The organism is Paraburkholderia mimosarum LMG 23256 = NBRC 106338, from assembly GCF_000739815.1.
Lineage (GTDB): Bacteria > Pseudomonadota > Gammaproteobacteria > Burkholderiales > Burkholderiaceae > Paraburkholderia > Paraburkholderia mimosarum.
On the sequence record NZ_BBJJ01000022.1, the window covers coordinates 32,252 to 49,828 of the forward strand.

Below are 17,577 nucleotides of genomic sequence, written 5' to 3' on the forward strand. Positions count from 1 at the left end.
ATCAGTTATCCGAAATGATGCGCAGGTGCTGCGCCATGTCGATGTTCGCGCCGCTCAGCACCACGACGATCGGGCCGGCGGTATCGCTGCTGTCCGCCTGGCGTTCGATGTGTCCGATGCGCCCGTCGAGCAGCGCGGCGATGCCGACCGCCGCCGCGCCTTCGACCACCAGGCGCTCTTCGCGGTAGGCGTGCACGATGCCGCGCGCGATCGACGCCTCGTCGAGCAGGACGACGTCGTCGATCAATGCGCGTGTCATCGCGAAGGTATGGCGATTGTCGAGGCCGATGCCGCCGCCGAGCGAATCGGCGAGCGTTTCGAGTTCGTCGACCGGCACCGGCTTGCCCGCCGCGAGGCTGGCGTGCATCGCGGCGCCGCGCGCCATCGACACGCCGATCATCGTGACGTCCGGCCGGATCGCCTTCGCGGCGAACGCGACGCCGCTGAAAAGGCCGCCCCCGGACAGCGGCACGATGAGCGTCGCCGCATCGGGCAGCGCTTCGAGAATCTCCAGGCCGATCGTCGCCTGGCCCGCGATGACGCGCGCATCGTCGAATGGCGGGACGAATGCGTAGCCTTCTTTGCGCACGAGGCGTTGCGCTTCGATCTGCGCATCGTCCTGGCTGTGCCCGGCGATCACGATGCGCGCGCCGAGTGCGGCGACCGCGCGAACCTTGTTTTGCGGCACGAGCGCCGACATGCACACGGCCGCCTCGATGCCGAGCGCGCGCGCCGCATAGGCGAGCGCGCGGCCATGATTGCCAGTCGATGCGGTGACGACGCGCCTCACGCCCTCTTGCGCGAGTTGGGCGAGCGCGTTGGTCGCGCCGCGCAGCTTGAAGCTGCCGGTCGGCTGGACGGTTTCGAGCTTCAGGTAGACGGGCACGCCGGAGCGTTCGGTGAGCGATGCGGACGCGACGAGCGGCGTAGGCGCGACGCGCCCGGCAAGCCTCTGGCGCGCGCGGTAGACGTCGGCAAGCGTGAGTGAAGACATGAGGCGCACGACTTGGGAAATGTTTCAGTGCGGCCCAGTCTAATGTCGCCAGATTGCCTTTCGAATGTACTGGTACAATCCGCGCCCGCCGATTCGCGGGCGTTGCTGCGCTACATGAAATCGTTCAGATGCGGGTACTGTTCGAACACCTCGGCAATCGTGTCGAACGCCGCCTTGCACGCGGCATCGCTCACTTCCGCGCCGACGCACAGCCGCACCGCGTTCGGCCGCGGCGTGCTGCCGACGAGGAACGGGTCCGGCGACGTGATTGCGATCTGCCGGTTGCGCAACTCGCGCACCACGCGATCGGCCTGCCAGTAATCGGGCACACGCAGCCACACGGACAGCGCCTGCGGATGGCTGCCGAGCACATATTCGCCGAGCGATGCGCGCACCATCGCCTGGCGTACCGCTAGCCGCTCGCGCTGAAGCGCGACGAGCCGCTTCGCGGTGCCGTCCACGATCCAGCGCGTCGCAATCTCCGCAATCGGCGACGTCGCCATCCAGCTGCTCACGCGCAGCACGCTCTCCGTGCGCAGCGCGAGCCGGCGCGGCATCGCGAGGTAGCCGGTGCGGAGCCCCGTCAACACCGACTTCGTCATGCTCGTGCTGTAGAACGCGAGCTCCGGAATCAGGCTCGCGATCGGTGTCGCCGCCTTCGCGGGCAGCGCGCCGTACACGTCGTCCTCGATCACGTACACGCCATAACGGTCGGCGATGCGCGCAATCGCGCGGCGCCGCGAGTCCGGCATCATCGATACGGTCGGATTGTTCAGCGTCGGCGTGCAGACGAGCGCGCTGATCCGCTCGCTGTCGCACATCTCCTCGAAGTGCTCGGGCCGGATGCCGTACTCGTCGACTTCGAGTCCTTTCAGCGTAAACCCCAGCACGTTCGCGGAGCCGATCACGCCGTGATCGGTGAGGCTTTCGCACAGCACCGTATCACCGGGGCCGACCGTCGTGGCGAGCGCGAGAAAGATGCCGTGCGCGGCGCCGTTGGTGATGAGCAACGTGTCCGCCTGCGCGGGCATGTTCAGCGATGCGAGCCATGCAACGCCCGCCTGGCGGTGATGCTCGAAACCCGCGATGGGCCGGAACGAGCGGATCCACGGCTGATCGTCGAGCGTGGCGAGCGTCGCGCACACCTCGCGCCAGCTAGCGTCGTGCTCGGGCGTGTGCACGATTCGCGCGATCGAGAAATCGACGATCTCGCGCTCGCTCGTATCGAGAATGTAGTTCGACATCGACTCCGTCACGCGCGCGGCGACGAAGCTGCCGCGCCCGACTTCGCAGCGGATCAGCCCTTGTCGCTCCAGTTCTTTGTAAGCGTTCGTAACCGTCTGCACGCTGATGCCGAGTTCCGCCGCCACTTCGCGCTGCGGCGCGAGCCGTGCGCCGGCGCCGAGCGCGCCGCTTTCGATGTCGCCTGCAATGGCCTTCACGAGCCGCTTGTATTTGGATTCGGCGCCATGCGCTGCGCCCACCGCTTCGCGCCAGCTCGCCGCTACCCGATCGTTCGCCCTACCCGCCACGTTCTCTCTCCTTCGACTTGCACTCATGGTCACCCAAAAGCGCGCCTGAAAATTATTGTCCTAGAGCAATCGGGAACAAAAATATGGCTTTGTATGCTCAGTCCATGTCTGCGGACCCGCCCCTGCGAAGTCCTTGCTGGACAAGGGTTTTCCACTAGCCGCAAGCCTGCCGGTAGCGGGCGGCGACATACTTCAAACGCGACGTACCACTACGGGAACGAATCGATATGAAACTGAAGCCAGCACTCCGCGCGATCAGCGCATTCGGCGCACTGTGCATCGCCGCCGGCGCAGCCGCCATGGCGGCACACGCGGAAACCACGTTGCAGCGCATTCAGCGCACCGGCGAAGTCCGCATCGGCTACGCGAACGAAAAACCGTTCGCGTACACGACGCCGGACGGCACGGTCACCGGCGAATCGCCGGAAATCGCGCGCAAGATTTTTGCAAAGCTCGGCGTGAAAAAGGTCGATGCGGTGCTGACCGAATGGGGTTCGCTGATTCCGGGCCTGCGCGCCGGACGCTTCGACGTGATCGCAGCCGGCATGTACGTGACACCCGTGCGCTGCAAGCAGGTCGCGTTCGCCGACCCGCAGTATCAGATCCACGACACGCTGCTCACGCTTCCGGGCAACCCGAAAAAGCTGCACAGCTATGCGGACGTCAGCAAAAACCCGGACGTGAAGCTCGCGGTAATGGCCGGTTCGGTCGAGTTCGGCTATGCGCGCGATTCGGGCGTAAAAGATGCGCAGCTGCTCCAGGTGCCCGACACGACCGCGCAACTGCAAGCCGTGCGCGCTCGCCGCGCGGATGCCGCGGCCGGCACCGCGCTGACGATGAAGGACCTCGCCGCGAAGGCGTCGGACCAGGTCGAAGCGATCCAGCAGTTCAGCGACGATCCGAAGCACACAGGGTACGGCGCACTCGCCTTCCGCCCCGAAGACACGGATCTGCGCGACGCCGTCAACAAGCAACTGCATGCATGGCTCGGCACGCCGGACCATCTGTCGACGGTCGCGCCGTTCGGCTTCGACAAGTCGAATGTGACGAACAAGACCGCCGCGCAATTGTGCGGCGGTTAAGCGAACACGCATAACGCGCCGTGCGCAGTGCGTTCTTCGCGACGCGCCGCGCACGGCACCGCCAACCGTCATCGCAGGCAAGGAGACGACATGGGTGACCTCAACGAATTAATGCCGCTGCTGCTGAAAGGCGCCGGGCTCACCATCAGCATCGCGGCTTTCGCGATCGTGCTCGCGATCGTGATGGCGAGCCTCGCCACCGTGCTGCGCGCCGCACCGTGGCGCGCGGTGCGCTGGATCGCCAACGCCTACGTCGAGGTGTTCCGCGGCACGTCGCTGCTCGTGCAGCTCTTCTGGTTCTTCTTCGTGCTGCCGCTGCCGCCGTTCCACATCGAGCTGACGCCGTTCACGGTCGCCGTAGTCGGGCTCGGACTGCACTACGGCGCCTACGGTTCGGAAATCCTGCGCGGCGCGCTGCGGTCCGTACCGGGCGGCCAGTATGAAGCAGCGCTCGCGCTGAACATGTCGGCGCGCACGCGGCTTTTTCGCGTGGTGCTGCCGCAGGCCATGATCAACGCGCTGCCGCCTGCCACGAACCTGATGATCGAATTGATCAAGGGCACCTCGCTCGTCTCGTTGATCACACTCTCGGACCTCACGTTCCGCGCGCGCCAGCTCGACGAGGCCACCTTCAAGACCGCCGAAATTTTCGCGCTCACGCTGCTCATCTACTTCGTGATCGCGCAGGCGCTGGTGCTGCTGATGCGCCGCGTCGAACGCCGTGTGAGCCACGGCATCCTGCAGGGAGTCGCACGATGAGCCAGCTTTTCGACATCGGCTACGCGCTGCAGATCACACCCGCGCTGCTGCATGCCTGCCTGTACACGATCGGCATCACGCTGGTCGGCTTCGCGATCGCGCTCGTGCTCGGTCTCGTGCTCGCCCTGCTGCGGCGCAGCCCGGTGCGCACCGTTTCGCGCTCGACCGCGTTCGTCGTCGAATTCATCCGCAGCACGCCGCTGCTGATCCAGGTGTACGTGCTGTTTTACGTCGCGCCGCTCTACGGCCTTACGATGACCGCGCTGACCGCGGGCACGATCGGCATCGCGGTGCATTACGCGTGCTACGTCTCGGAGGTGTACCGCGCCGGGCTGAACGGCGTCGCGCGCGGCCAGTGGGAAGCGGCGTGCGCGCTGTCGCTCTCGCGTTCGCGCACCTATCGCGACGTGATCCTGCCGCAGGCGATCCGGCCGGTCATTCCGGCGCTCGGCAACTACCTCGTCGCCATGTTCAAGGACACGCCGGTGCTGTCGGCCATCACCGTCGTTGAACTGATGCAGCAGGCAAAAAATATCGGATCGGAAACGTTCCGCTACCTCGAACCGATCACGATGACGGGGCTGTTCTTTCTCGTCATCAGCATCACGTTCGCCTCGGGGATACGGCATCTGGAACGGCGCGTCAGACTGCCGTGAGCCGCACCCCGAGCGCCACAACGGACGACACGGCCATGCAAATTCAGGAGAAGCAGATGAAACGGGATCTCGACCCCGCCCTCGGTCAGTTGGCCGAGGCCCAGCACGACCAGCCGATGGTGCGCTTTCGCGGCGTAACGAAACGCTACGGCACGCTGACCGTGCTGGACGAGCTGGACCTCGACATCGCGCGCAACGAGAAAGTCGCGATCATCGGGCCGAGCGGCTCCGGCAAGTCCACGCTGCTGCGCGTGCTGATGACACTCGACCCGCTGACCTCGGGGATGATCGAAGTGGACGGCGAGCCGCTCACGCACATGCGCCGCAACGGCGGGCTGGTGCCGGCGAACGACCGCCATGTCCGTGCGGTGCGCAGCAAGATCGGCATGGTGTTCCAGAGCTTCAACCTGTTCCCGCACATGACCGCGTTGCAGAACACGATCGAAGCGCCGATGCGCACGCTCCGCATGAGCCGGCGCGACGCCGTCGAGCGCGCCCGCGAACTGCTGTCGATGGTCGGCCTGTCGAACAAGTGCGATCACTACCCGTCGCAGTTGTCGGGCGGCCAGCAGCAGCGCGTCGCGATTGCGCGGGCGCTCGCGATGCGCCCGAAGGTGATGCTGTTCGACGAAGTGACGTCGGCGCTCGACCCCGAACTGTGCGGCGAAGTGCTGAACGTCGTGCGCCGCCTCGGCGCGGAGCACAACCTGACGATGCTGATGGTCACGCACCAGATGGGCTTCGCGAAGGAATTCGCGGACCGCGTGTGCTTCTTCTCGCAAGGCAAGATCATCGAACAGGCGCCGCCGCAGCAGTTCTTCGCGTCGCCGCAGCACGAACGCACGCAGCAGTTCCTGCGCGCGGTGCGCGAAGCCACCTGATCGACGGGCGGCGCGGAGACAGTGCAACGAAGACGGGGTCATCGCGATGCGGGCCGCGGCGCTTCACGAACGAAACGCTCAGGCCGCCTCGCGCCGTCTCAAGCGCAATCCGCAACGGTGCGGGCGATGTTGCACTTGCCGCCGCGACTATTGGCGCACTGCGGTGGCTATTGCTGCCAAGAACGCGAGGATGGCGTGGGCCCTGTTGAGATACGGCGATGACTTCAAACATGAACCATCTGCCGGTTAAAACACCGACATCCACACCGTAGCGCCATTTGACCATGACCAGACAGAAGATCACTTTGCACTGCCAGCGGTGATGTGAAGCGGGTTGGCCCCGCCCGGGGCGTACCTGCGAAAAGTACTGGGACTTCAGGACTTCGGCCTCGCGGACACCCGGCGTCCGGCCCAACAAAGGTTCACAACGGAAGCTCTACAGGACCTACAAAAGACCGCACCTGAGGCCGGCGCTGTTCGTCGAGGTGCCTACGCTGATCTGACGCTCTCGCGGTTGATCTGCGTCCCTTCGTCTGGGCCACCGCGGATCTTTGATCACACGCCTTCCTTTCCATCCGACTTGTGGAACATGTCGCTTCGCGGCAGTACAAGTCATTTTCGTTTAGAGGCTCCAATTGACTGAGCTCGCACAAGGCCGGGTTCTTTTATGCCGCTGCGCTCACGTTAAGCGCAATCACGTTGTCACCTGCCGCTGCCCGCCCGTGCAGGTAGTTCGTCCATGCACCCATGAGGACCGCGCGGCGCTCAAACATCGTATCTCGTTGATATGCCACCGCCGTCTCTCCGCGTGGCCAGTGCGCAAGCTGGCGCTCGCCAAGTCTGGGATCATAGCCTTTGGCGTCGACCCAATCGCGAAAGCACGCACAACAACCATGTGGCACAGGCGTGCGGCCCGGAGTATCCGACACAGTGCCCGTTTCCCGAAAGAACGTCTGCAGATCCACATCGGAAACCGGACCTGTGTTGGTCACGTTCGGGAAAACAAAGCGATCGTGCATTCGAATTTCTCGTATCGCGCGTAGGAGGGCCATCACCTCAGGGACGAGCGGCACATCGTGTTCGACGCCGCCTTCCATGCGCTCTGCGGGGATCAGCCACCGAGCACTGTCAAAATCGAGCTCGCCCCATTCCATGCCTCGTGCCTCGGCCGGGCGAACCGCCGTGTGCAGCAGCACGAACGTGCACGCGCGCGTAACCTCGTGCGGCTCAATGCCCGCAAGGTGCACGCGCACGAACGCGGGGGCATCGGTGTGCAGGATCCCGGGGTGGTGCTTTGGCCTCGACTGCCGCGCGCTTCTGCTTGGCAGCAAAGCGCGCGCACTTGGCACCGGATTACACATCACGTACTCCGGGTACGCCGCGAAAGCCCATTCCATGATTGCACTAGCACGCTGAAAGACATTATCCGCAACACGCGGGCACTCGATCCATGCGGACGCGAGCGCATCGGAAAAGTCACGCGGCCGGAGGGTATCGACGCGACATTCCAGCAGCGGCGCAAGGTGCGCCTTTACGCTACTTAGCCACCGCCGTGCGTTTCTCCCGTCGGCATGCTTCCAGCCGCTCTTTGCCCTCTCGTGGGTTTTCTCGGCGGCCTGCAAGAACGTAGGCACCTTCACCTCTCGCTCGACAATCACCTGCTCGCGTCTGCGCTCGTCGATAGGGTCGTGGCCCGCTATCGAGCTGGTTGCGCATCACCAGCGCTCGCGCTCGGGCGTCGCGCAGCGACGTAGGCGGGTACACGCCCAATCCCATCTCCCGGCGCCTATGCGTCGTTGGGCTGACCGCGCGACCGGGAAGCGCAGGCATAGGGTATTTCCCCAGGATCCTGACCCACCCTCTATCCCACCACTGGACACATGGCAGCAGTCGGAACAAAATGGGTCATCTTGGGCGAATTACGTTGACAACCTATTGATTATACAGTGGATTTTGGAAACGCTTGTGGGTCACACTGGATGAAGTACAACAATGGATCGACAAATGGATTACAGTCCCGAAGCCATCCGCACGATCGCTCTGGTCGGCCATGCCGGCTGCGGCAAGACCTCACTTGCCGAAGCGCTCCTGCACCAGGGCGGCGCGCTGCACGCGCCAGGCAGCGTGAATCGCGGCACCGCCCTCTGCGATTTCGATCCCCTCGAACGCAAGTACCACCACTCCCTCAATTCCGCTGTCGCCTACTTCGACCACCAGGACACCCGCATCTACCTGATCGATACGCCCGGCTACCCCGACTTCGCCGGCATGTCGATGAGCGCGCTGCCTGCGGTGGAAACGGCGGCCATCGTCATCAATGCGCGCACCGGCATCGAGATGACGACCACGCGCATGATGACGTACGCGCAACAGCGCAAGCTATGCCGGATGATCATCGTGAACGGCATCGACGCCGAAAAAGTCGATTTGCCGGGCCTGCTCGCGCAGATTCAGGAGGCCTTCGGCAAGAGCTGCCTGCCGATCAATCTGCCCGCACAAGGCGGCCGCGAGGTGGTGGACTGCTTCTTCAACCCCGCGGGAGAGGCCGATTTTCATTCGGTGGAAGCGGCGCACAATGCGCTCATCGACCAGGTGATCGAACTCGATCCCGAGTTGATGGAGCTCTACCTCGAGCAAGGCGAAGCCATCAGCCCCGAGCAACTGCACGCGCCCTTCGAGCGCGCGTTGCGCGAAGGGCATCTCGTGCCGGTGTGCTTCACGTCCGCGGCGACGGGCGCGGGCATCGCACAATTGCTCGACGTGTTCGTTCGGCTCCTGCCCAACGTCACCGAAGGCAATCCGCCGCTTTTCTATCGCGAGCTGGAAGGCAAGGTGGAACCCGTGCAGGCCGAGCCGGACGCCAACAAGCACGTGCTCGCGCATGTGTTCAAGATCGTGATGGACCCGTATATCGGCAAGGTCGCCGTATTTCGCATTCATCAGGGCACCGTCACGCGCGATAGCCAGCTTTATATCGGCAACGCGCGACAGCCGTTCAAGGTCGCGCATCTGCTGATGCTGCAGGGCAAAGAGCATACGGAAGTCCAGCGCGCCGGGCCCGGAAACATCTGCGCCGTGGCAAAGGCCGATGACATCGGCTTCGATGCCGTGCTGCACGATGCGCCCGAGGACGGCAACATCCATCTCACGCCGCCCGCGTTTCCCAATCCGATTTACGGGCTCGCGATCGAGCCCGCGCGTCCCGGCAACGAGCAGCGCGTGTGGGAGGTGCTGCAAAAGCTCGCGGCCGAGGACCCCTGCCTGCAGATCGATCATCCCGAGGGCACCAACGAAACCGTCGTGCGCGGGCTGGGCGAGCTGCACCTGCGCTACATGCTGGAGCGGCTCACCGATCAGTACAAACTCGATGTGGTCACGCGCCCGCCCACGATCGCCTGGCGCGAGACGATTGGCGGCAAGGCCGAGGGACACTGCCGCCACAAGAAGCAGACGGGCGGCGCGGGCCAGTTCGGCGAAGTCATGCTGCGCGTGGAGCCGTTACCGCGCGGCGCTGGTTTCGAATTCGTGGATGCTGTGAAAGGCGGTGCGATTCCTTCGCAGTTCATGCCTGCGGTGGAAAAAGGAATCTTGCAGGTGATCGACAGCGGGCCGCTTGCGGGCTTTCCGATGCAGGACGTGCGCGTGATCGTGTACGACGGCAAGAGCCATCCAGTGGACTCGAAGGAAGTGGCGTTCGTTACCGCGGGCCGCAAGGCGTTCATCGATGCGGTTTTGAAAGCACAGCCTATCGTGCTCGAACCGATCGTCGATATTGAGGTGATGACGCCTGAGGCTGCGATGGGCGACATCATCGGCGATCTATCCGCGAGGCGCGGGCAGGTGCATGGGACGCGCACGATGGGTGGGCAAGCCATGGTCATTGCGGGGAAGGTGCCGCTTGCAGAACTCAACGATTATCAGTCGCGGCTCAATTCGCTCGCGGGCGGGCATGGAAATTACAGCATTCAGCTAAGCCACTACGATCCCGTGCCGCCGACGCACCAGGACAGGCTGGCGGCGCAGCATAAGGGGCGGGGCGAAAGCGTGGAGTGAGGGGCTCCGCTACATCGCAGGACGAAGTAAGGATGGCGAAACGATCATTGATTCGGCCAGACCTCGACCGGCGGCGGCATGCGCATTGGCGTCGAACCTACTCCGGTGCCTCGGCCATGCTCACCGCCGCCGAAAACACATAGCCCTCGCTGCGCAGCGTCTTGATGTAACGCGGCTCGCGCGCCTCGTCGCGCAAACGCTGGCGCAGACGGCTCACGAGCAGATCGATCGAGCGGTCGAACGCATCGGCCTGGCGGCCCTGCGTGAGGTTCAGCAACTGGTCGCGCGTGAGCACACGCTGCGGATGATCGAGAAACACGCGCAAGAGCCGGTATTCCGCGCCGCTCAGCGCCACGATCGTGCCTTCGGCGTCCAGCAGATGACGCGCCGTGGTGTCGAGCCGCCAGTCGCCGAACGCGATCAACTGGGCCGACTCGCTCACTTCCATGCCGGGCGGCAGCATGCGTGTGCGGCGCAGCACCGAGCGGATGCGCGCGAAGAGTTCGCGCACGGCGAACGGCTTGGGCAAATAGTCGTCGGCACCCATTTCCAGGCCGACGATGCGGTCCGTCTCCTCGTTGCGCGCGGTGAGCATCACCACGGGCACGGCGCGGAACTTGCCCGCGCGCAACTCGCGGCACAGCACGAGGCCGTCGTCGCCGGGCATCATGAGGTCGAGCACGATCAGGTCGGGCGCGCCGCTCTCCAGCACCGAGCGCATCTCGCGGCCGTTCGCCGCCAGCGACACGCGCATGCCGTTCTTTTCGAGGTAGGCGCCGACCAGTTCACGTATGCCGCGATCGTCATCGACGATCAGGACATGATCCATCTTTTCCGTCATTGGCATGTTTCTCCTTGCGCCCGAGGCGTGAACGGGTTTGAGCGATGCACGAACAGTACACCGGATGCGCGATTTCCGCAGCCAGGCCGCTCGCGGCGAAGAACAGGATAGCCAACCAACGTTTCATGCGTCCTCCAGAACGGAAAGTCTCGCGCGGGCAGACACGCCACATTGCATCGGGGGGCATGCAATGCGCTGCACATCATGTACAAACCGGAACCGCACCGCCCGATTCGGGACGACAATGCGCATAGGCGCACAACGGCGACAACGGTTCCAGGAGGTTCCCATGAAATGCCTGCGTATCTACGCCGATGCCCAGGGCGAGTCGCATCTCGAGGACATCGACATCCCGCTCACGCGGCTGGAGCTTTTCCCCAACATCCCGCCCATTTACCTCTCCACATGGGAATCGGCTAAGGCGGTGCGCTTCGGCTGGGTGCCCGCGGGCCTCAAGGAAGCGGACTGGCATACCACGCCGGTGCGCCAGTTCGTGATCTGGATGACTGGCTGGGTCGAGTTCGAAACGAGCGACGGCGATACGCGCCATTGCGAGCCGGGCACCGTCGTGCTCTGCGAGGACACCATTGGCAAGGGCCATCGCTCGCGGCACCCCGACGAGGGGCAGTTCAATGTCTTCATTCCGCTAGCCTGACTCCCTTCACGCATCGGCGCCCGGCAGCACGAGCCGCCCTTCCAGGCCGCCTTCGGGCCGGTTGCGCAACGTGAGCTGCGCGCCCATCGCCACGGCGAGCTGACGCGAGATCGCGAGGCCGAGCCCCGTGCCGCCCGTGCCGCGATTGCGCGAGGTTTCCAGGCGGTAGAACGGTTCGAATACCTTTTCGAGCGCCTCGTCCGGTATGCCGGGGCCGCTGTCGAGCACGGAAATCGTGACGGTCTTGTCCTGCGGCGACGCGCTGACCTCGATGGCCGCCGTGTTGCCGTACTTCAGGGCGTTATCCACGAGATTGCCGACGATGCGCCGCAGCGCCTGCACGCGCGTGACGATCGCCACGTTCAGGCGGCGCTCGAACGTCACGGGCGAACCCGCATCCACGTAATCGCACACCAGACTGTCGAGCAGCGCGTCGAGATCGACGCGGCGCGGCGCCTCGCCGGTGCCATGCAGCGTGCGCGCGTAGGCCACGCCTTCCTTTACCAGTTGCTCCATCTCCAGCAGGTCCTGCGTGAGCTTGCCCGCCTGCGCTTCGTCGTCCATCTGATCCACGCGCAGCCGCATGCGCGTGATCGGCGTCTGCAGGTCGTGCGAGATGGCTGCGAGGATTTGCATGCGCTCGGCCACGTGCGCCGAAATGCGCTGCTGCATCGCATTGAACGCGCGCGCGGCGCGCGCCACTTCGGACGGGCCGTCTTCTTCCAGACGCTCGGCCTTCAGGTCCGGTCCGAGCGCGTCCGCCACGCGCGCGAGCTCGTGCAGCGGCCGCGTCGCGATGCGCACGGCGAACCAGCAGCACACCGCCAGCACGGCGAGCTGGGCCGCCAGCACGACCGGCAGCCAGCCCGACATGGGCAGTGCGGGAGGCGGCCGGTAGTCGATGGTGAGCGGCGAGCCGTCGGAGAGGCGCAGATGGATCTGCAGACGTTCGCCGGTGCCCGGCACGGCACTGGAGGTGAGCGGGTACTTGTCGCCCAGGCCGCTCGCGATCGCCGACGCCACGCTCTTCGAGCGGTGCGCCTCGGGCGGCTCGCCAGGCGTGCCGGGCCCGAGGATGAAGAAATAGCTACGGCGCGCGAGCTGCGGCAGCCAGGCTTCGCGCTCGGCTGCGGGCAGATGATCGAGCAGCGCCACGGAGATGGCGACTTCGCGCGCGATGTAGGCCGTCATCATGGTCGCGGTGGCGTCGTCGCGCTCGGTTACGGTGAGCGTGAACGACAACACCTGCGCAAGCGCGAGGCCGACGCAAAGGATCAGGGCGAGGCGCGCGAACAGCGTGCGCGGCCAGCGCAGCGCCGCCACGGAAAGCGGCACGCGGCGGGGGGCCGCAAAACCATCGGCGTGCATGTTCGGGCTCCGTGTGCGGGGAATGATGCGTTTATACCGCAAGGCGCGAGAGGTTTTGTATCTCACTGTATCGGCGGCGGTGCCGGACACAAAACATTGCAGGCCGGACGCAGTTTCCGTGGCTCTTGGGCCGCTTGCTAACTCTCCTGCGGTGCCGCATCGGCCCACTCGCGCCAGAGCCGCGTCATACCCACAACCGGTACATCCAGAACGACTCGTCCTCGACATAGCGCTGCGCGAACTCAGTAGGCGAGAACCCGGTCATGCGCTTCGTCGTGCGGCTCAGGTGCGCCTGATCCGCAAAACCTTCGTCCTGGGCAAATGCCGCCCAATCGAAGGACTGGCCGGACGCAAAGCGGTCCGTTGCCGCGAAATACGCGCCCTCGGATTTCACCAGCGACCGCCACTCGCGCAGCGAGCGGCCGCTGTAAGCCTTGATGCGCCGCTCGACCTGGCGCTCGCTGTGCGTGCGACTCACGAACCGCCTCCCAACGCGGCGACAGGTGGTGTGCAAGAACCGCGAGGGTTTGGGTATCGTCAGCAGTGCAGATCAAATCGTCGAGGAACGTCTGCCACTGCGGTCCCAGCGCGGCGCTGGCAATCAGAAAGCGGTCGTGAACTGTGGCCAGATCCAGATCGAACAAGGCTTTCGCCGCATCGGCCGCGAAGCAGATCATGCCGCCGAAACCCGTGGTCGGCGCCCAGCTCGTGGTGGGTCGCGACTGGCTGCCCGAAAGCGTGAGCGCCGTGCCGAACGGCCGCCACGTCGGCCCATTCGCGCACGCTTGCACGAGCCCCGCATCCAGTTCCCGCTACCACGAAAGACACACCAGCGGGGACGCCGGGAAATGCGAGAGCCGTTGCGCGTCGCTCAGCTCGAACCCTCGGGCCTCGGCCAGCACCTGGCCATGACCGAGATGACCGTGATCGCGGCGATGGTGCTGCAGCGCTACACGCTCTCGGCCCGGGATGGCATGGCGGGACCACGCCCCATGCTCAACGTGACGTTGCGACCGCACGCACCGCTGCATCTCGCACTCGACCGGGTCTAGGGGCCGCGCCCCGTCCGGCAACTTCGTTCGCCACGCCTGAGCGCTGGCCGGCCTTCTCTACTCCGTCGTTCCCACTCAAGTCACGGATAAAGCGAATAAAAGCGCTATCGCCGTCGATCAATTCGCCACCCCTGATCGAAATAAATCGGTGAAGTCAATTAATTCCGACCCGAATTAAATAGAAAGGATATTAAAAGGGATATATTGCCAGAATTAATTACCCTGGCGCCATTCATATTCCCGCCGAACTGCCGATATTGCAGGAGATAGCGGGTTTCATCGTGGATGATGCGGCAAACATTACCGTCTCGACGTGAGGTAATTAATACCTCGCTATTGGCTCGAATTGGCCTGGCTTTCGGGAAAAATGGATAGAACCAATTCGTCTGTACATTTTGTTACGTCTAATTTTCACATGAAAACGCCAATTATCGGTAATATTCGCTCGGCGTCTGGACTTCAAGCAGTAACTACGTCATCTTCGTCCGTAAAAATTGCGCACGTCTCCCCTCCTCCAGGGATCCAGCGCAAGGCCGAATTTCCGACGGTGCAGCGTTAGCAAAGGTGAAATTTTTACCTGGGCTACCGCGAAGTACCAGATAGCCAAGCTCGTGCCAGCGCACGGCGTTCGTTAGCGGGTGCAGGGTTCTTCGAGCCACGCCGCATTCATTCATTGTCCCGACTTTCTGGCCTGCCCCGAGCGCCCATCGCGCGCCGCAGCCGGCCGGGCGTCGCTTTGCCCTTTTCAATCGATGAAGCTCTTCTATCTCTTGTTGTCGTCGTCGCTATTCCTGGCGGCGTGCGGCGGCGGTGGCTCCGGAAGCCCCGCAACGGATGCAGCCAATGCCTCTGCTACGCCGCAAAGCGCAGCCGGCACGAATGCTGCAAATGCAACGACGAGCGCCAACGCGAAAGCGCTCACGCATGGCACGATGCAATGCGGCTCCCCCACGACATCCAGTGCGACTTCCAGCACTAATCTCGTGAGCGCCGACACCCCGACCGCACAAAGCGGCCGCATCTTCGCCTCGGGCGCGACGTTCCCGCTCGCCTTCACCACCAATGCGCCCGCAGCCGACACGCTGACCTGGTCGGTCACCGACCAGGTCGGCAACGTGGCCGCGAGCGGTCATCTGCACGTGACGGCAGGCGCCGTGACGACCACCTTGAGCTGCACGTCCACGCTCGCTGGCTACTTCGCCGTGTCCGCCAAGCTCGACACCGCCGGCGGACAGCTCCCCTCCGCGGGCACCCGGCCGACCGGCCTCGCGACGTTCGGCGTGCTGCCCAACCTGTCCGGCATCGTCCCGACGGTCACGTATGCGCATCAGGACCAGCATCGCTTCGGCATGCAAGGCGAGGACGGCAACACATCCGTGCTCTCCTCGCTCGGCATCTCGACGATTTACGACCATCGCGAGATGTCGACCATGGAGCCGAACGGCCCCAACACCTTCAACCCGAGCACCAGCAAGGTCGACCCGTTCTTCGCCACGGGTAACGTGATGCGCATGGTTCGCCTCGACGGCATTCCCGCCTGGGCGAGCCCGACCAACGCGTTCGAGGACGAGGCACAGCTGCCCACCGATCTCACGTACTACCAGAACTACATGAGCCGGCTCGGTACGGAATCGAATTCGATTCGGACGACTTATTACCCGCATCAATCGGCCAACTACTACCAGCTCACCTGGGAGCCGGATTCCCAATGGAAGGGTACGAACTCGCAATTCGTGCAGCTTTACCAGGCCGTCCATCAGGGCGTTCACTCGACCGATCCTCACGCGGTCGTGATGGGTCCGACCGATACGGCGCCGGCCGGCACCGCGAACCACCTCAAAACGCTCGCGTCGCTCGGCTTTGCCCAGTACATCGACGGCGTGACGACGCACGGCTACTACGACGTCAACGGCACCTCGCCCTCGTACGTGCCGGAACGGCAAGCGACCGATCCCGCCAACGCGTCCAACTCGCTGATCGGGCAAATGCGCGCCCTGCGCAGCGAAATGGCGGCCGACTACAAGCCGGGCATGAAGCTCTGGAGCACCGAACTCGGCATCAGCTATGACAATGGCACGTCGTACGGTCCGAACTATCCGAACGGCAATATCCTCTATGCACAAGGCGCAGTGGTCGCGCGCAGCCACCTGATCATCCTGGGCGAAGGCGCCGATCAAACCTGGATCTTCTACGGTGCGGACTTCCCGGGCCTCACGGGCTACGGCACGTTCTTCGACCTCGCCGATGCCCAGGGCCAATACGGCGCGCAGAACATCAGCCCGAAGCCCGCGGCGATGTCGGTGGCGGCGATGACGCGCATTCTCGACGGCACCAACACGCTCGGCCCGGTGAACGGCACGCCCTCGGGCGTCTACGCCTACGCGTTCCAGCAGTTGAACAACGGCGCGGTCATCACGGCCCTCTGGACGCACAACAACAACGTGTGGAGCGCGAGCAGCGGCTACAGCTCGACCTATAGCGTGGGCTACAGCCTCGCCGTGGACGCACCCGGCACGAGCGGCACGGTCACCGTGCTCGACGAAATGGGCAATCCGACGACCATGAGCTACTCCAATGGCAGAGTGTCGTTGAGCTTGACCGAGTCGCCGATCTACGTGGTCTCGAAGAATGCGTCGGTGGCCAGTTCCAATTCGACGCTTCCCAAGGGCTACGTGCCGAGCTGACCTCCAGGCAGCCTCCCCGCGTAACGCAATGCAAAGCGCCCGGCCCGCGGACCTGTTCCGCAGGCCGGGCGCTTGCGCATATGCGGTGCGCGGCCCCGCAAGCGCGGCCCGGGACATTCGACGTAACAGCGGAAATGAACGAAAATGCACGGCAAGCCAACGTCCATGTGCCGCCACGCCACTCACGGGGCGGCCGCCCGATCCGGAAAGCAACATGAAACGACTTCTATTCGCCGCGCTCGCCGCCGTCTCCTTCGTTGCAACTTGCGCGCAGGCGCAAAGCAACGCGCCCGGCTCGTTCGCCACGCCTGCGGGCACCGTGCAATTCGTGCGTGACGACCGCGACTTCGTGGCTGTCCTCGGCAAGGAGATCTTCGACCGCTTCGACGCGAAGACGCTCGTGCATTTCGATGAAGTCGGTGGCGACAACGGCACCGTTACGCGCATGCTCGTGCAAACCGCCTACGGCCCCGTGCTGTACGACTTTCGCCGCCAGCCGCCGCTCGTGCAGCGCGCGAACATGCGCATGACGGTCAAACGCGTCTTCTGGCAACCGGATGAAGTCGTGATGCAGGGCTCGGAAGGCTGGTTCCGGCTCAAGAACGGCACGCTGACAAAACTGCAGTCGACCACCACCACGTACCGCACCAACTAGGCCGTTGGCACCACGGCGATCAGCGGTGCGTCGTGCCCGCTGACCAGCAGTTCGTTGTCCGTTGCGAATCCCATCACGAACTCGAATGCATCCGGGCAGATCAACCTCAATTCGTCGGACACGAACAAACATTTGATACCCGCCGATACGACCGGCATGACGAGCCGCGTGGACGCGACGTGAAGCCCGGGCCGCCGTTCGCCGACGAAAAGCGTGATGACGCCCTTGAGCCGTTCCGCCCAATCCCCGGGACGAAATACTTTCTGGCGTTGCGTGACACCCCGGATCAGATAGCCGGGAATCTGGCCTTGCGTCGCGAGCTCGATGCGGTCCATGTTTGCGCTGCGTGGTGGAAATCGTGGTCA

General features: G+C 64.3%; 15 protein-coding genes and 2 pseudogenes. 10 read left to right on the forward strand and 7 right to left on the reverse strand.

Annotated features, from left to right (window positions below; genetic code table 11):
- Position 1: 1 nt before the first annotated feature.
- Both eutB and ehuR read right to left on the reverse strand, forming a co-directional pair.
- Positions 2–994, reverse strand: coding sequence for a hydroxyectoine utilization dehydratase EutB (gene eutB, locus BMI01S_RS17750; protein ID WP_028231084.1), 993 nt, complete (start codon positions 992–994; stop codon positions 2–4).
- A gap of 110 nt (positions 995–1,104) precedes the next feature.
- On the reverse strand, positions 1,105–2,526 hold the full coding sequence (gene ehuR, locus BMI01S_RS17755) for a MocR-like ectoine utilization transcription factor EhuR (protein ID WP_028231085.1): 1,422 nt from the start codon (positions 2,524–2,526) through the stop codon (positions 1,105–1,107).
- A 227-nt stretch (positions 2,527–2,753) separates the two neighbouring features.
- Here ehuR and ehuB point away from each other — a divergent pair, with 227 nt between their 5' ends.
- From ehuB to BMI01S_RS40895, 5 genes and pseudogenes are all read left to right on the forward strand, one after another.
- Positions 2,754–3,608, forward strand: a complete 855-nt coding sequence (ehuB, locus tag BMI01S_RS17760; RefSeq protein ID WP_028231086.1) for an ectoine/hydroxyectoine ABC transporter substrate-binding protein EhuB — start codon at positions 2,754–2,756, stop codon at positions 3,606–3,608.
- 90 nt (positions 3,609–3,698) lie between these two features.
- Positions 3,699–4,367 carry an ectoine/hydroxyectoine ABC transporter permease subunit EhuC gene (ehuC, locus tag BMI01S_RS17765; protein ID WP_028214183.1) on the forward strand — a complete coding sequence of 223 codons (669 nt, stop codon included), beginning with the start codon at positions 3,699–3,701 and terminating at the stop codon, positions 4,365–4,367.
- Complete coding sequence (ehuD, locus tag BMI01S_RS17770) at positions 4,364–5,023, forward strand: ectoine/hydroxyectoine ABC transporter permease subunit EhuD (RefSeq protein WP_028214182.1); 660 nt, start codon at positions 4,364–4,366, stop codon at positions 5,021–5,023. The genes ehuC and ehuD overlap by 4 nt, the downstream gene beginning before the upstream one ends.
- Positions 5,024–5,079: 56 nt before the next feature.
- Entirely contained in the window at positions 5,080–5,904 is an 825-nt protein-coding gene (gene ehuA / locus BMI01S_RS17775; RefSeq protein WP_028231087.1) for an ectoine/hydroxyectoine ABC transporter ATP-binding protein EhuA, read from the forward strand.
- A 139-nt stretch (positions 5,905–6,043) separates the two neighbouring features.
- Positions 6,044–6,154 (forward strand): annotated as a pseudogene (locus BMI01S_RS40895) (IS110 family transposase); the annotation flags it as partial.
- Positions 6,155–6,569: 415 nt separating this feature from the next.
- Here BMI01S_RS40895 and BMI01S_RS17780 read toward each other — a convergent pair.
- On the reverse strand, positions 6,570–7,544 hold the full coding sequence (locus BMI01S_RS17780; RefSeq protein ID WP_169745488.1) for a tyrosine-type recombinase/integrase: 975 nt from the start codon (positions 7,542–7,544) through the stop codon (positions 6,570–6,572).
- A gap of 364 nt (positions 7,545–7,908) precedes the next feature.
- Between BMI01S_RS17780 and fusA the strand changes: the two genes are divergently transcribed.
- Positions 7,909–9,957: an elongation factor G gene (gene fusA / locus BMI01S_RS17785; protein ID WP_028231089.1), complete on the forward strand. Its 2,049-nt coding sequence runs from the start codon at positions 7,909–7,911 to the stop codon at positions 9,955–9,957.
- Positions 9,958–10,054: 97 nt separating this feature from the next.
- On the opposite strand, the gene BMI01S_RS17790 is transcribed toward fusA, so the two are convergent.
- Positions 10,055–10,798 carry a response regulator gene (locus BMI01S_RS17790; protein ID WP_028212684.1) on the reverse strand — a complete coding sequence of 248 codons (744 nt, stop codon included), beginning with the start codon at positions 10,796–10,798 and terminating at the stop codon, positions 10,055–10,057.
- Positions 10,799–11,087: 289 nt separating this feature from the next.
- On the opposite strand from BMI01S_RS17790, the gene BMI01S_RS17795 reads away from it, so the two are divergent.
- Positions 11,088–11,453 carry a cupin domain-containing protein gene (locus BMI01S_RS17795; RefSeq protein ID WP_028231090.1) on the forward strand — a complete coding sequence of 122 codons (366 nt, stop codon included), beginning with the start codon at positions 11,088–11,090 and terminating at the stop codon, positions 11,451–11,453.
- A gap of 6 nt (positions 11,454–11,459) precedes the next feature.
- Here BMI01S_RS17795 and BMI01S_RS17800 read toward each other — a convergent pair whose 3' ends face one another.
- Complete coding sequence (locus tag BMI01S_RS17800) at positions 11,460–12,821, reverse strand: ATP-binding protein (RefSeq protein ID WP_042290037.1); 1,362 nt, start codon at positions 12,819–12,821, stop codon at positions 11,460–11,462.
- Positions 12,822–13,005: 184 nt separating this feature from the next.
- Positions 13,006–13,299, reverse strand: coding sequence for a helix-turn-helix domain-containing protein (locus tag BMI01S_RS43055; protein WP_028231092.1), 294 nt, complete (start codon positions 13,297–13,299; stop codon positions 13,006–13,008).
- 412 nt (positions 13,300–13,711) lie between these two features.
- On the opposite strand from BMI01S_RS43055, the pseudogene BMI01S_RS43060 reads away from it, so the two are divergent.
- The 3 genes and pseudogenes from BMI01S_RS43060 to BMI01S_RS17815 all read left to right on the forward strand — a co-directional run.
- A pseudogene (locus tag BMI01S_RS43060) lies at positions 13,712–13,873 on the forward strand (cytochrome P450); the annotation flags it as partial.
- Positions 13,874–14,625: 752 nt separating this feature from the next.
- Positions 14,626–16,557 (forward strand): hypothetical protein, encoded by a 1,932-nt coding sequence (locus BMI01S_RS17810; protein ID WP_028212688.1) that lies wholly within the window; start codon positions 14,626–14,628, stop codon positions 16,555–16,557.
- A gap of 214 nt (positions 16,558–16,771) precedes the next feature.
- Positions 16,772–17,212, forward strand: coding sequence for a hypothetical protein (locus BMI01S_RS17815; RefSeq protein ID WP_028231094.1), 441 nt, complete (start codon positions 16,772–16,774; stop codon positions 17,210–17,212).
- On the opposite strand, the gene BMI01S_RS17820 is transcribed toward BMI01S_RS17815, so the two are convergent.
- Positions 17,209–17,547 (reverse strand): DUF3579 domain-containing protein, encoded by a 339-nt coding sequence (locus tag BMI01S_RS17820; RefSeq protein WP_028231095.1) that lies wholly within the window; start codon positions 17,545–17,547, stop codon positions 17,209–17,211. The two genes, BMI01S_RS17815 and BMI01S_RS17820, sit on opposite strands and share 4 nt — an antisense overlap.
- Between the last annotated feature and the right edge of the window lie 30 nt (positions 17,548–17,577).